Raw genomic sequence first — 12,586 nt, 5'->3', positions numbered from 1 at the left:
TCTAGATGCCGTTTTTGCAGCGCGAAAAATTGGCCCCGAATCGCGCTTCTGAGATCGACTAGATATAGGCGCTAAAGGCGGTTTTTCCAAGGTTTGCAGGCATTTCCGGCGCAAATCCCAAGCCGGTGGCCGGCTATTTTTTTCGGGCGTTGATTTTGGCGAGAAGGCCGCGCAAATATTTGATCGTGGATTTGTCCCTGGGTGCCAGCCGGCCTGTGCGGTCGAGCTCCAGCGTCAGGTTCAGCGCCTTGGTCAGCACCGCCTTCGGATCCTTGGCCACATACGCATAGTTGATGTAAGCCTGCACCAGATCAAATTGCCAAACCGCGTTGTTCGGATCGGACTGAGCCAGTTGCTGGCGGATGCCAAGGCTGGCTTCGAAGGCCCTCTTGGAGCCCTCGAAGTGGCGCTGCTTGGTCTCCAGCATGCCGATTTCAGACAGAGTGATCGACAGGTCGCGTTGCCAGTCGGAATTGCCTGGGTCGAGCTGGGCCAGCCGGTCGGCAATGGCAAGACTGTCCTGGTAGTTTTGCAGCCTCGCTGACATTGCCCTGCGCATCAAGCACACTGGCAACCTTTTCCAGACAGACCGACAGGTCGCGCTGCCAGCCGGTGTTGCCGGGGTCGCTCCGGGCAAGGTCACGCGCTACGGCCAGCGCTTTCTGATAGGAGACCAGTGCTGCCGGCCAGTTCTCCTGGTCGTTGAGCGCGTTGCCGATCTTGGCGTAACTGATCGACAGGTCGCGCTTCAAGTCGGTATCGTTAGGGTCGCGGCGCACCAGGCTCCCGGCGATCGCCTGGCTCTTGTTGTAGGCCACAAGCGCACCGGCGGCGTCGCCTCGCTCGCGCAGCACGTTGCCGATCCTCTCGTGGCTGACAGAGACAGTCCGCTGGCGCTCAAGGTCGTCGGGTTTGTTCTCGGCCAGCGCCAGCCGGAGTCTCAGGCTCTCTTCAAAGGCGGTCTGGGCGCTGTTCAACTGGCCGGCGGTACGGGCAAGGTCGCCGATTTCGTCATAGGTTATGGTCAGGTCGCGCAGCAGATAAGCGCTGTTCGGCTCGGCGTCGGCCAATTTCTGCTTGATCGACAGGCTTTGTTGATAGGCCTGGGCCGCCGCACCCACATCGCCTTGCGTCGCCAGCACGTTGCCGATCTTGTCATTGGCCATGGCAAGATCACCGAGCCAGTCTTTCTTGCCCGGCACGCTTGCGGTCAGCTCCTGCAGCATGCCCCTGGCCGCCTCATAGTTTTCGAGCGAGTTTGGCAGGTCGCCTTGCGCCATCTCTATGTTGGCGAGCTTGATGTGGCTGATGGCGAGATCGCGTTTGACGCTGGGATCGGTTTCCCGAAGCGACCGCTGCTCGAGGTTGGCCAACAGGGCGGTGAAGGCCCGGCCGGCCGCCTCGACATTGCCGACCGTCGTATAGAGCAGACCGAGCTCGTCCAGCGTGCTGCTCTGGCGGTCGGCTTGTTCCAGGCTGAGCGGGGTCTGCCCAGCCTCGCCATACAGCGACAGCACCGTTTCATAGCCCTTGATGGCCGCCGCATAATCGAGGTCGGCGCGCGCCGTGCCCGCCGACAGGAACAGCGTCGCGGCTTGCGACAGCGTTCGATCGACGAAATTCACCTTCAGCGCCTTGCGCGACACTTCGTCGATGCCGACCGCCTCGGCCAACTTCGCCTGCGCGGTGCCGAAGGCACCCAGGGCCAGCTGCTCCTCGGCCTGACGGCGCAGGTCCGTCACACGCGGATCGTCGGCAGCCAGCGTCTTCATCTCGGCGCGCACCTTGACGAAGGCGTCCGCCGCCTCGCGCAGCCGGGCATTCAGGCTCTCCGCCGATAGATGGCTGGTGTCGGCGCTGATCAACGCCCCATAGAGCGGCGCCAGCGGCATGTCGGCGTCGCTGGCGATCCGCTCGACCTCGCCCCGCATCTCCGGCGTCACGTCGGCCATGGCCAGCAGCAGCCTTTCGCGCTCCGGCAATTGTTCCTTGGCGGCAGCGGCGAAAAACAGCTTCGGCAGGCCGCTCTCGACATAGGGTAGTTGCTTGCCGCGCGACAGGTCGTAGACCTCCTGCTGCACCAGCGTCAGCACCGAGCGAATCTCGAGCCCGTCGGTGCCGAGATATTTGGTCAACGCCGTGGTGAAGGGTGAGTTCTGGCCGGCGCCATCGGCGGCCGTCTCGCCGGGTGCGGCCGAGAACGCGAACAGGATGTTTTCCGCCCGCCCGATGCGGCCAAGACCCGGTTTTACACTGTCGGCGACATCCTTGGCCAGCGAGGTCGGCGCCACGACCGGTGCCGCTGCTCCCCGAGAACGGATCGCTGCGGCAGGCATCGAGCACGATCAGCCCGACTTTCGCGGTGGCGGCGACCGCGTCGCGCACCTCTTCCAGCGGCAGGCTGGTCTTGTCCAGCGCATCGAGCGAAGACGCGTCGGCATCGACCGGCAGCAGCCGGTTGTCGCCCGATATTTCGACGCCATGGCCTGAGAAATACACCAGCGCCACGTCCGCGCCCTTGGCGTCTTCGCGGAAATCGTCGAGCGCGCGGCGCATGCGCCTGAGGTCGCGATTGGTTTCGAGCACCACCTCGAAACCAAGCTTCTTCAGCGCCGCCTCCATCGCCTCGCCATCATGGATGGGGTTGGCAAGCGGCCGGACCAGCCGGTAGTCGTCATCGGCCATGACCAATGCCACGCGCCGCTCCGCCACCGCCGCGGCGGTGGTCGCAAGCATCAGCAGCAAGGCAAACAGCAAACGCAAGTCGAACCGCCCCCGGCTCAGTCATCTGCCGACCATTCCACCTCTTTATGGCGCGAGCAAGCCGCGCTGAGAGCGGCTCTCTCAGGCAGCGCGCATTGGTTTCAACGCCTCGCTCCAGCGCAACAGTTCGTCCAGCATGGTCTTGGTTCCGCCCCGCACCTGCTCGCTGGCATCGAAGGCGCCATTCTCGTCGAGCAGCTTCTGGTACAGCGGCAGCGCGACACCTTCCGGGATCGGCATGATCCCGACCGCGGTCAGCAGCGGTTTCAGCGCCTGCGCCGCGCGCAGGCCGCCGGAAACACCGCCATAGCTGAAGATGGCGGCTGGCTTGTATTTCCATTCGCGGGCGAGATAGTCGATCGCGTTGACGATCGCGGGCGCCACGAAATAATTGTATTCCGGCGCCACGAAGACTAAGGCGTCTGCGGCGTCGATCGCCTTCGACCAGACCTTGGTGTGGTCGTTTTGATAATTGCCGAGCCTTGGATGATAGGGTTCGTCCAGCACCGGCAGACCGAACGCGGCGATGTCGGTCAGCACCGGCTCGAATTTTCCGTGCTCGCGCGCGAACGTCTCCAGCCACTCGGCAAAAACCGAGCCGGCGCGGCCGGGCCGCGTGCTGCCGATGATGATGTTCAACAGGTGCTTCAAGGCAGGCTCCTTTGTCGGGCGGTATCCGTTGGTGACCGTCACTACGGCAGAGCGTTCCAGCGGACAAGGTCGGAGCCCTGACGGAACGGTCACGATCGGATGAACAGACTGTCTGCCCTGCGTTCCTGAAGTCATGGTCCGCTCTGCCGTTTGGCCACATGGACGCCCGGTGTGCCAGCCACTACATTGATGGGAACAGCGGAGCACTCCATGGATACTCAGCCCGCCCCTTTCGTTCCTCCCGCCCCGAAGCCGCGCACGTCGCCGCCTTCGACGCTGGAGATGATCCGCATCGTCTATCGCAACCCGCTCGAACTCTGGGGCGAGCCGACCTACAACGAACCCTGGATTTCGGCCAAGGGCGCCGGCGGGCCGCTGGTCATCGCCAATGATCCCGCCCTGATCCGCCATGTGCTGGTCGACAACGCCAAAAACTACAAGATGGCGACGGTGCGCCAGAAGATCCTGAGGCCGATCCTGCGCGATGGCCTGCTGACCGCCGAGGGCGAGGTGTGGAAGCGGTCGCGCAAGGCGATTGCGCCGGTGTTCACACCGCGCCACATTTTCGGCTTTGCCCAGCCGATGCTGAAACGCACGCTGGAGTTCGTCACCCGTTACGAGGCGGGCGGCACGTCCGATATCGCCCATGACATGACGCTGCTTACCTACGACATCCTGGCCGAGACGCTGTTTTCCGGCGAGATCGCAGGCGAGCCGGGCAGTTTCGAAAACGAGATCGACCGCCTGTTCGAGACCATGGGCCGCGTCGACCCGCTCGACCTGTTGCGTGCGCCCGACTGGCTGCCACGGCTGACCCGCATCCGCGGCCGCAAGACGATGGCCTATTTTCGCAAGATCGTGACCGACACGGTCAAGATGCGCGAAGAGAAGTTCAGGCGCGACCCCGATGCCGTGCCCCAGGATTTCCTGACGCTGCTGCTCAAGGCCGAAGGCCCCGACGGACTGACACGCCCGGAAGTCGAGGACAACATCATCACCTTCATCGGTGCCGGCCACGAGACCACGGCGCGCGCGCTAGGCTGGACGCTTTATTGCCTGGCCGAATCGCCCTGGGAGCGCGACCGCGTCGAACAGGAGATCGACCAGGTGCTGGCGCGCGAGCCCGATCCGACGAAGTGGCTCGACGTCATGCCGCTGACACGCGCCGCCTTCGACGAGGCGCTTCGGCTCTACCCGCCGGCGCCATCGATCAACCGCGAGCCGATCGTGCCGGAAATGTGGAGGGACCTTTATATTCCCAAGCACGCCGCCGTGCTGGTGATGCCGTGGGTCGTCCACCGCCACAGGAAGTTGTGGGACCGGCCCGACGCTTTCCTGCCCGAACGCTTCCACCCGGGAAACCGTGAAAAGATCGACCGCTTCCAGTATCTGCCCTTCGGCGCGGGACCGCGCGTCTGCATAGGCGCCAGTTTCGCCATGCAGGAGGCGATCATCGCGCTCGCCATCCTTTTGTCACGCTTCCGCTTCGACGCGACCGCTGAAACAAAACCCTGGCCGGTGCAGAAATTAACCACGCAGCCGCAAGGCGGGCTGCCGATGCGGATCACGCCTCGTCATCGTTGAGGGCTGACGCTTCTGGAGATTATACCGCGGGCTTGCGCTGCTGGAACTGGCCGGCGGCGCGGAAGCGCCAGAGGTAGCTGGGCAGGATCGTCGCGATCGATTGCGGCTGGATGCCGAGCCCCGCCAGTGTCCGGTTGGCCTTGGCGGCTTCGTCCGAAACGATGTTGTGCTCGCGCAGCTGCGTCACCTGGTCCTTGGTCAGCATCGGGTTGGGCAGCAGGCCGAGGATCGAGGCCTGGATGTTGGCCACCCACCACGGCACCGGCACCAGCAGGCGCTTGCGCTCGATCACGGTGAGCATTTCCTGCATGCACTCCTCGAAGGTGAGCACGTTGGGGCCGCCAAGCTCGTAGACCTGCCCGCCATCGATCTTGCCGTCGACCGAGCGCGCAACAGCTTCAGCAACATCGCCGACATAGACCGGCTGGAATTTGGTCTGGCCGCCGCCGATCAGCGGCAGCACCGGCGAATAACGCGCCATGTTGGCGAAGCGGTTGAAGAACGCATCCTCCGGCCCGAAATTGATCGACGGCCGGAAAATGACGGCGTCCGCGATCGTCTCCAGAACGGCCTTTTCACCCAGCGCCTTGGTGCGTGCGTAGACCGATTCGGACTCCAGATTGGCGCCGAGCGCCGAAATATGGGTGAGCCCGGCGCCGACGGCGCGCGCGGCCTCGGCGACAGCGCGAGCACCGAATTCGTGCACGGCGGAGAATTTCTGACGGCCGCTCTCATGCAGGACGGCGACGAGATTGACGACGTGATCGGCGCCTTGCACGGCGCGGTCGACGGACCAGCGTACGCGCACATTGGCCTGCACCGGCTGGATTTGACCGACATTGCCGAGTGGCTGCAAATGGCCGGCAAGATCGGGCCGCCGGCAGGCGACCCGGATGCGATAACCGCGCTTGGCCAGCGCCCGCACGACATGACGGCCGACAAAGCCTGACCCGCCAAAGACGACGACGAGCTTTGGGGTCTGCAGGATTTCGGTCATGGCGGGCTCCGGCGCGCGTTCCAGATGGCTTGGCTGAGCCGTTTCATAGTCCGTTTTGCGCTAAAGGCAAAGGGTGACGCGTCGTCGCGTCATCCTTGTCTCTTGGGCAATTCCAGAAAAAGTGTGAAGCGGTTTCCGCGAAAGCGCATGGCACTTTCATTCATGTTTTGGCGCCGCGAACGACAAACGCAGAAAACCCCGCCGAAGCGGGGTTTTCCGGGTGACGTTCGCGCCGAAAGCAGGGTCCAGCGAGGCGGCCTGACCTGAGACGGTATCAGCGTGGCGTGAAGCAAGTACGCCCGCCCCAGCCCCGAACGCATCCGACGGAAGACACCGACCGGGCAAACCCGACCCGGACAGCCATTGGTCGTCGGGACGCGCGGGAAGGTTCACCGACGCGCGGGAAATTTCGTCAGTTTCTTCAGGCCGAATAGCGCTCGGCGAATTCGGAGATGCGCTGGATCACCGCCTTGGGCGCGGTGATGCCGCGCGCCTGCGCCTTCTCGACCGCTTCGGCCCGGGCGCGGCCGGGCACATGCACGCCATAGCGTCGGCGCAGCCGGTCGAGCTGGTCTTTCATGCGCTGCTCGAAATCCGGATCGAGCAGCTTCGGCTCGACCGCAAGCACGAACAGGCCGGTTCCCGGACTGTCGGGACCGCCGCTGAACCACGGTGCGTCGAGCGACCAGTTGGCGCCCGACAGGCCCGCCGCCAGCACTTCGACCATCAGCGCGATGTTGGCGCCACGCTGGCCGCCAAAGGCAAGCATGGCGCCCTTCATGGCGGCGGCGGGGTCGGTCGTCGAATTGCCGCTTGCGTCTAGCGCCCAGCCTTCGGGAATCTTCTTGCCGTCTTCCGCCGCCTTGCGGATGTTGACGAAGGCGGTGGCGCTCGACGACTGGTCGATGACCAGCGGCGCGCCGTCGGCGGCGGGCGCGGCGAACGACATCGGATTGGTGCAATAGACCGGCTTGACCGACCCCGAGCCGGCCAGGACGGCCGGGCCGTTGGTGGCGGCGAAGGACACCAGTCCCTGCGCCGCCAGCCGGCCGGTGAAGTAGCCAAGCGCCCCGCACGTATAGGCGTTTTTCTGCGAGAAGATGGCCACGCCGAACAGTCTTGCCGCCTTGGCGAGGTCGTCGATGGTGCGGTCGAATCCGGTATGCGCCAGCCCGCGGCGTGCGTCCGAGAGATAGATGGCCAGCGCCGGCCGCGTGATCACCGGATCGGCATTGCCGTCGATGCGCCCGGCCTCGAACGCCTCAAGGTAATCGATGAAATGCGACAGCCCGACGGTGGCAAGTCCTTCCGCCTCGGCCGCGATGATCGAGGCGGTGAGCGATTGCGCCGCTTCCTCATTGGCGCCGGCGCCAAGTGCCGCCATCCGGCACAGTCCTTTTGCCTGGTCGAGACTGAGTTGCATCAGGGCTGCTCCTGAGTGAGTAGGAAATAGGAAGTAGTCAGTAGGATAAAACCGGCAAGCAGCCCACTATTTCCTGTTCACTACTCGCTTACCCGATCTTGACCGGAATCCGCGCCTCGATCCGGCTGAAGGCGAAGACCAGAATGCCGGTGATCGCCATATAGATCAACGCCAGGAGCAGCAAGGGCTCGTAGGTGAGGTAGGTGTCCTGCCGCACCTTGGACGAGACGGCGAAGATGTCGATCACGCTGATGGTCGCCACCAGCGGCGTCGATTTCAGCTGCAGCACGGTCTCGCCGGTCAGCGTCGGCAGCGCCCGGTAGAAGGCTTGAGGCAGCCAGATGCGGCGGAAGATCTTCCAGCGGCTCATGCCGAAGGCGCGCGCGGCTTCCAGCTGCCCCTTGGGCACGCCGGCAAAGGCGCCGCGCATCACTTCGCCTTCATAGCCGGCAAAGGACAAGGTCAGCGCCAGCACGCCGTACGGCCAGGCCTGTCTGAGATAAGGCCACATCCAGGATTCGCGGATCCATGGATATTGCGGGAACAGCGAGCCCAGCCCGTAATAGAGCAGCCATAGCTGCAGAAGCAGCGGCGTGCCGCGAATGATGGTGCAGAACACTTTCGCCGGTGCCGCGACCCAGATCGAACCGGCCGCCTGCGCCAGCCCGACGGGCAAGGCGATCATGAAGCCGAGCGTACAGGTGACGGCCAGGATCCACAGGGCACGCCAGATGCCCATCAGGCCCATTTCCCAATATTGCGGCAGCCAGTCCCAGCGCATGAAATAGGCGGCCGACGCCACGAGACCCAACGCGATGAGGATCAGCACGATGCGATGTGGCTGCAGCCAGAGCGAAGCGCGCGCCGCCGTGTCGATGACGGCTGTTTCGCTGGTCATCAGCGTGCCTCCTTGATGGAAGGCATGCCGCGCCGCGCCCATTTCTCGGCGCGGCCAAGCAGGAAGTTCGAAACCAGCGTCACGCAGAGATAGAGCACGCCGGCGGCGAGGAAGAAAACCAGATAGGCTTTGGTGACGCCCGCCGCCTGTCGTGTCGCCAGCGTCAGTTCGAAGAAGCCGACGACGGCCAGCAGCGCGGTGTCCTTGGTGGCGATCAGCCACAGATTTGCGAGGCCCGGAATGGCGAAAGGCAGCATCGCCGGCAGCGTGATGCGCCGCAACAGAAGGCCGGGAGACATGCCGAAGGCGCGAGCGGCTTCGATCTGGCCCTGCGGAATGGCGAGGATCGCGCCGCGGATGACTTCCGTCGAATAGGCGCCCTGGACGAAGCCGAGCACGGCAATGCCGGCCACCAGCCCGCTTATATCGACACGCTGGTAACCCATCGCGGCCAGCACCTGGTTTATCAGGTCTGTACCGGCATAATAGAGCAGCAGTATCAGCACCAGTTCCGGCACGGCGCGCACCACCGTGGTGTAGACCGCGAACAGGTCGCGCACCACGGGCCCGCCGTAGAGCTTGCCATAGGCACCCCAGGTTCCAATCAGCAGGCCGACGATCGTGGCGCCGACTGCGATCTCGAGCGAATGCAAGAGCCCGAGCAAAAGGGTCCCACCCCAGCCGACGGGCGCCGGCGAGAGGAGTTCGACGATGCCGGCCGCGGAGGCCGGAAGAAAGGATTCGATCAGCGTCGCCCCCGGATTGCTGGCTCGATCCGCCGGCACCAGCGGCCGGCGGCAAGCATGCGTGGACTGGCTAGCTGGAGGATGGGGACGTCAGCGCCCTGTCCTCCAGCCCATGCGAGGGTCGTCAGTTCGACTGCGTGGCGCCGCCGTAAATGTCGAAATCGAAGTATTTCTTCGAGATCTCGTCATATTTGCCGTTGGCGCGGATCGCCTTGATGCCGGCATTGATCTTCTCTTTCAGATCGGTGTCTTCCTTGCGCACGCCGGCGCCGACCCCCGGTCCGAGCACTTCGTCGTCAGGGGCCACCATGCCCTTGAGATCGCAGCAGGCCTTGCCCTGGTCTGTCTTGAGGAACTCCTTGAGCGCGATGGAATCGGCCTGCACCGCGTCGAGGCGGCCGGCGGCAAGGTCGTTGTTGGCTTCGTCCTGCGTCTGGTATTCCTTGATCTCGGATGCCGTGGGGCCGAAATGCTTCTTGGCGTAGACGGCATGCACCGTCGACACCTGGACGCCGAGGACCTTGCCCTTGAGATCGTCAGGCGTGGCGCCGAACTTCTGGTCCTTCGGGCCAATGATCGCGGTCGGCGTGTTGTAGTACTTGTCCGAGAAGTCGATGGTCTTCTTGCGTTCGTCGGTGATCGACATCGACGAGACGATGAGGTCGATCTTCTTGGTGGTCAGCGCCGGGATGATGCCGTCCCAGGCGACAGGGGTGATGACGCAATCGAGCTTTTCCTCGGCGCAAACGGCGTCGATGAAGTCGATCTCCCAGCCGACCCATTTGCCCGAAGCGTCGGGCGAGGTGAAGGGCGCGTATGGTTCGGCGGCGACGCCGATCTTGACCGGATCGGCTTTGGCCACGCCCATGGCGGCGACGCCGAGCAGCAGCGCCGTGGCGAATGTCTTCAGAACAGTCTTCATTTTCAGAACTCCCAGTTTGTTGTTGGTTCCCGGTTTTCTTCCGTCCCGGCCGTTCCCTAGCCGATGTTGCGGATGAACTGCTTGAGCCTTTCGGATTTGGGCGCGCCGAAGATCTGCTCCGGTGGTCCCTCCTCCTCGACCAGCCCGTTGTAGAGGTAGACGACGTGGGTCGCGACCTCGCGGGCGAATTTCATTTCGTGGGTGACCAGCACCATGGTGCGGCCTTCGCGCGCCAGATCGCCGATCACCTTCAACACTTCGCCGACCAGTTCAGGATCGAGGGCCGAGGTCGGTTCGTCGAACAGCATGACACGCGGATTGATGGCCAAGGCGCGAGCGATCGCGGCGCGCTGCTGCTGGCCACCGGAGAGATAGGCCGGGTAGACATCGCGCTTCTCGGCGAGCCCGACGCGCGCCAGCAGCTTTTCGGCCTGGGCGACAGCCTCGTCGCGCTTGACGCCCAGTACATGCACGGGCACCTCTATGACGTTTTCGATCAGCGTCATGTGGCTCCACAGGTTGAAATTCTGGAACACCATGCCGAGCTTGGAGCGGATGCGTTCGATCTGCCTGCGGTCGGCCGGAATGGTGTGGCCATGGCTGTCCGCCTTGAGCTTGATCTCCTCGCCATTGACACGGATGATGCCGCTGGTCGGATTTTCCAGGCAGTTGATGCAGCGCAGCAGCGTCGATTTGCCCGAGCCCGAGCCGCCGATGATGGCGATGACCTCGCCGTCGCGCGCCGACAGCGATACGCCCTTCAGCACATGCAGTTGACCGAATTTCTTGTGCAGGTTCTCGACATGGATGGCTTCTGCGGCGCAGTCCTGCGCCTCGCCGGATGAGATCTTGGCAGCTGCCAGAGCGCTCACCAAATGACCTCCATATGGCCGCCGGCGGTTCGTCGAACGTCTATCCGGCTAATCAACATACGCTGTACTGCCCTGCTCCAGATTTCAAGCATGGACTCAACAGAGCGAGCCCGTCAATCCCGCTCATTACGGCACTTGCGGCCTTGTTGTGCAAGTGTATAAATAACCTCTCATGAAATTTTCTCGATTTTTTTCAGCTTGAAAAGGGCATCGATGAGCGCTTTCGGATCACAGTCCATGGCGGCGCCGCTGCGGCGCGTGCTGATGCGGTCGGCGGCCAACGCCATGCGCGACGCCGACAGGGCCGCCTGGCACTATGGCCCGGGATTCAACCCGGCGAAAGCAGCCTCGCAGCACGCGGTCCTTGCTGAACTGGTGGCCGCTTCAGGCGCCGAGATCGAATGGATCGAGGACAAGGCCGACGGACTTTCGGATTCGGTGTTCACGCACGACCCCTCGCTGATGACCGACCGCGGCGCGCTGATCCTGTCCATGGGTAAGCCGTTGCGCGCCAGCGAGCCTTCGCTGCATGAGGAAACCTACAGAAGACTGGGCATTCCGATCCTCGGCCGCGTCGAGGCTCCTGGCCAGGTCGAAGGTGGTGACTGTGTATGGGTCGATGCCCGCACGCTGGCGATCGGGCGCGGTGTCCGCTCCAACCAGGAAGGCATCCAGCAGGTTTCCAATCTGCTGACGCCGCTGGGCATTTCCGTCTACGGCTTCGATCTGCCGCTGTGGCAGGGCGAAGAGGCGTGCCTGCATCTGATGTCGGTGATCAGCCCGCTGGCCGACGACCTGGCGCTGGTCTATTCGCCGCTTTTACCGGCCCCGTTCTATCAGGCGCTGAAGGCGCGCGGCATCCGGCTGGTCGAAGGCGATGCCGAAGAGTTCGCCGCTTCCAATGGCCTCAGCCTGAACGTACTGCCGACCAGCCCGCTCAACGTCATTGCCGTCGCGGGCTTTCCCAGGACCAAGGCCGCGATGGAAGCCGCCGGCTGCACGGTTGAAATCTTCGACGCGGATGCGCTCTGCATCGCCTGCGAAGGCGGGCCGACATGCCTGACGCGGCCGATCCTGCGCCAATGAATGCGCGCCGTAAGTTCCGTCGCGAGGGCGAGGGGCGGCGGCGGCAGGATCTGATCGAAGCGACTCTGGACAGCGTGGCGGAACATGGCCTGCAAGGCGCCAGCCTGCGCACCATCGCATTGCGTGCCGGCGTCACCGCCGGGCTGATCGGGCACTATTTCCCGGGCAAGGAAGAATTGCTGCAGGAAGCCTATACGGCGCTGGTCAGCCGCATGACCGAGCAGGCGAAGGCGGCGTTGGTCATGGATGACGCCTCGCCGCGCCAGCGCCTTGCGGCCTTCGTCACCGCCAATCTCAATGCGCCGATCATCGACGCGCGGGTGTTTTCGCTCTGGGCAACCTTCATCGGCCGCGCCAGTGCGGATCCTGCCCTGGCCCGCGCCCACCGCGAAGGCTACCTTGGCTTTCGCAACGAGGTGGAAGCGGTTGTGGCTGAAGTGCTCGCCGCCGAACAGCACAAGCCGGACGCAAGCGAGCTGCGCCACCATGCCATCGCGATCAATGCGATCATCGACGGGCTCTGGATAGAAGGCTGCCTGGCCGGCGAGATGTTCTCGCCCGGCGAATTGGCGGCGATTGGCATCAAGGCTGTCGAGGCCGAGCTCGGCCTCGCGCCGCTAGAGCAATTCCAGGAAAAGTGAGAA

General features: G+C 63.9%; 13 protein-coding genes and 1 pseudogene. 4 read left to right on the top strand and 10 right to left on the bottom strand.

The features are described 5' to 3' along the window. Positions 1-133: 133 nt before the first annotated feature. The 3 genes and pseudogenes from O7A60_RS00470 to O7A60_RS00460 form a co-directional block, all read right to left on the bottom strand. Positions 134-427 carry a hypothetical protein gene (locus tag O7A60_RS00470; RefSeq protein WP_337104527.1) on the bottom strand — a complete coding sequence of 98 codons (294 nt, stop codon included), beginning with the start codon at positions 425-427 and terminating at the stop codon, positions 134-136. Positions 428-434: 7 nt separating this feature from the next. After that, positions 435-2,291 (bottom strand): caspase family protein, encoded by a 1,857-nt coding sequence (locus O7A60_RS00465; protein WP_337104526.1) that lies wholly within the window; start codon positions 2,289-2,291, stop codon positions 435-437. A gap of 70 nt (positions 2,292-2,361) precedes the next feature. Next, positions 2,362-2,685, bottom strand: a pseudogene (locus O7A60_RS00460) (caspase family protein); the annotation flags it as partial. On the opposite strand from O7A60_RS00460, the gene O7A60_RS00455 reads away from it, so the two are divergent. Beyond that, positions 2,684-2,833: a hypothetical protein gene (locus O7A60_RS00455; protein ID WP_337104525.1), complete on the top strand. Its 150-nt coding sequence runs from the start codon at positions 2,684-2,686 to the stop codon at positions 2,831-2,833. The pseudogene O7A60_RS00460 and the gene O7A60_RS00455 sit on opposite strands and share 2 nt — an antisense overlap. 11 nt (positions 2,834-2,844) lie before the next feature. Here O7A60_RS00455 and O7A60_RS00450 read toward each other — a convergent pair whose 3' ends face one another. Beyond that, the gene (locus O7A60_RS00450) at positions 2,845-3,414 is read right to left on the bottom strand and encodes an NADPH-dependent FMN reductase (RefSeq protein WP_027142823.1); all 570 of its coding nucleotides are present in this window, start codon (positions 3,412-3,414) and stop codon (positions 2,845-2,847) included. 210 nt (positions 3,415-3,624) lie between these two features. Between O7A60_RS00450 and O7A60_RS00445 the strand changes: the two genes are divergently transcribed. Beyond that, the gene (locus O7A60_RS00445) at positions 3,625-4,998 is read left to right on the top strand and encodes a cytochrome P450 (RefSeq protein ID WP_337104524.1); all 1,374 of its coding nucleotides are present in this window, start codon (positions 3,625-3,627) and stop codon (positions 4,996-4,998) included. Positions 4,999-5,017: 19 nt separating this feature from the next. Here O7A60_RS00445 and O7A60_RS00440 read toward each other — a convergent pair whose 3' ends face one another. The 6 genes from O7A60_RS00440 to O7A60_RS00415 form a co-directional block, all read right to left on the bottom strand. Further along, positions 5,018-5,995 (bottom strand): complex I NDUFA9 subunit family protein, encoded by a 978-nt coding sequence (locus O7A60_RS00440; RefSeq protein ID WP_337104523.1) that lies wholly within the window; start codon positions 5,993-5,995, stop codon positions 5,018-5,020. Between the two features lie 421 nt (positions 5,996-6,416). Further along, positions 6,417-7,418, bottom strand: coding sequence for an Ldh family oxidoreductase (locus O7A60_RS00435; protein ID WP_027142826.1), 1,002 nt, complete (start codon positions 7,416-7,418; stop codon positions 6,417-6,419). Positions 7,419-7,506: 88 nt separating this feature from the next. After that, positions 7,507-8,316 (bottom strand): ABC transporter permease, encoded by an 810-nt coding sequence (locus O7A60_RS00430; RefSeq protein ID WP_140768575.1) that lies wholly within the window; start codon positions 8,314-8,316, stop codon positions 7,507-7,509. Then, positions 8,316-8,981 (bottom strand): ABC transporter permease, encoded by a 666-nt coding sequence (locus O7A60_RS00425; protein WP_140506889.1) that lies wholly within the window; start codon positions 8,979-8,981, stop codon positions 8,316-8,318. Before O7A60_RS00425 ends, O7A60_RS00430 begins: the two co-directional genes overlap by 1 nt. A gap of 205 nt (positions 8,982-9,186) precedes the next feature. Beyond that, positions 9,187-9,984: a transporter substrate-binding domain-containing protein gene (locus tag O7A60_RS00420; protein WP_140716408.1), complete on the bottom strand. Its 798-nt coding sequence runs from the start codon at positions 9,982-9,984 to the stop codon at positions 9,187-9,189. A gap of 56 nt (positions 9,985-10,040) precedes the next feature. Then, positions 10,041-10,856 carry an ABC transporter ATP-binding protein gene (locus O7A60_RS00415; protein ID WP_051442619.1) on the bottom strand — a complete coding sequence of 272 codons (816 nt, stop codon included), beginning with the start codon at positions 10,854-10,856 and terminating at the stop codon, positions 10,041-10,043. A gap of 213 nt (positions 10,857-11,069) precedes the next feature. On the opposite strand from O7A60_RS00415, the gene O7A60_RS00410 reads away from it, so the two are divergent. Beyond that, entirely contained in the window at positions 11,070-11,942 is an 873-nt protein-coding gene (locus O7A60_RS00410) for a dimethylarginine dimethylaminohydrolase family protein (RefSeq protein ID WP_337104522.1), read from the top strand. Then, positions 11,912-12,583, top strand: coding sequence for a TetR family transcriptional regulator C-terminal domain-containing protein (locus O7A60_RS00405; RefSeq protein WP_337104521.1), 672 nt, complete (start codon positions 11,912-11,914; stop codon positions 12,581-12,583). Before O7A60_RS00410 ends, O7A60_RS00405 begins: the two co-directional genes overlap by 31 nt. Positions 12,584-12,586 lie beyond the last annotated feature (3 nt).

Origin of the sequence: Mesorhizobium salmacidum (SeqCode), from assembly GCF_037179605.1 — a bacterium.
GTDB classification, from domain to species: Bacteria; Pseudomonadota; Alphaproteobacteria; order Rhizobiales; family Rhizobiaceae; genus Mesorhizobium; species Mesorhizobium salmacidum.
The sequence above is the reverse complement of the archived record's forward strand: the minus strand, read 5'-3'. Positions and strand labels throughout refer to the sequence as shown.

Excerpts from the sequence above, each read along its gene's own strand:
- O7A60_RS00470 (WP_337104527.1), bottom strand. The coding sequence starts at position 427 with ATGCTGGAGACCAAGCAGCGCCACTTCGAGGGCTCCAAGAGGGCCTTC.
- O7A60_RS00455 (WP_337104525.1), top strand. The coding sequence starts at position 2,684 with ATGACCAATGCCACGCGCCGCTCCGCCACCGCCGCGGCGGTGGTCGCA.
- O7A60_RS00445 (WP_337104524.1), top strand. The coding sequence starts at position 3,625 with ATGGATACTCAGCCCGCCCCTTTCGTTCCTCCCGCCCCGAAGCCGCGC.
- O7A60_RS00440 (WP_337104523.1), bottom strand. The coding sequence starts at position 5,995 with ATGACCGAAATCCTGCAGACCCCAAAGCTCGTCGTCGTCTTTGGCGGG.
- O7A60_RS00435 (WP_027142826.1), bottom strand. The coding sequence starts at position 7,418 with ATGCAACTCAGTCTCGACCAGGCAAAAGGACTGTGCCGGATGGCGGCA.
- O7A60_RS00430 (WP_140768575.1), bottom strand. The coding sequence starts at position 8,316 with ATGACCAGCGAAACAGCCGTCATCGACACGGCGGCGCGCGCTTCGCTC.
- O7A60_RS00420 (WP_140716408.1), bottom strand. The coding sequence starts at position 9,984 with ATGAAGACTGTTCTGAAGACATTCGCCACGGCGCTGCTGCTCGGCGTC.
- O7A60_RS00410 (WP_337104522.1), top strand. The coding sequence starts at position 11,070 with ATGAGCGCTTTCGGATCACAGTCCATGGCGGCGCCGCTGCGGCGCGTG.
- O7A60_RS00405 (WP_337104521.1), top strand. The coding sequence starts at position 11,912 with ATGCCTGACGCGGCCGATCCTGCGCCAATGAATGCGCGCCGTAAGTTC.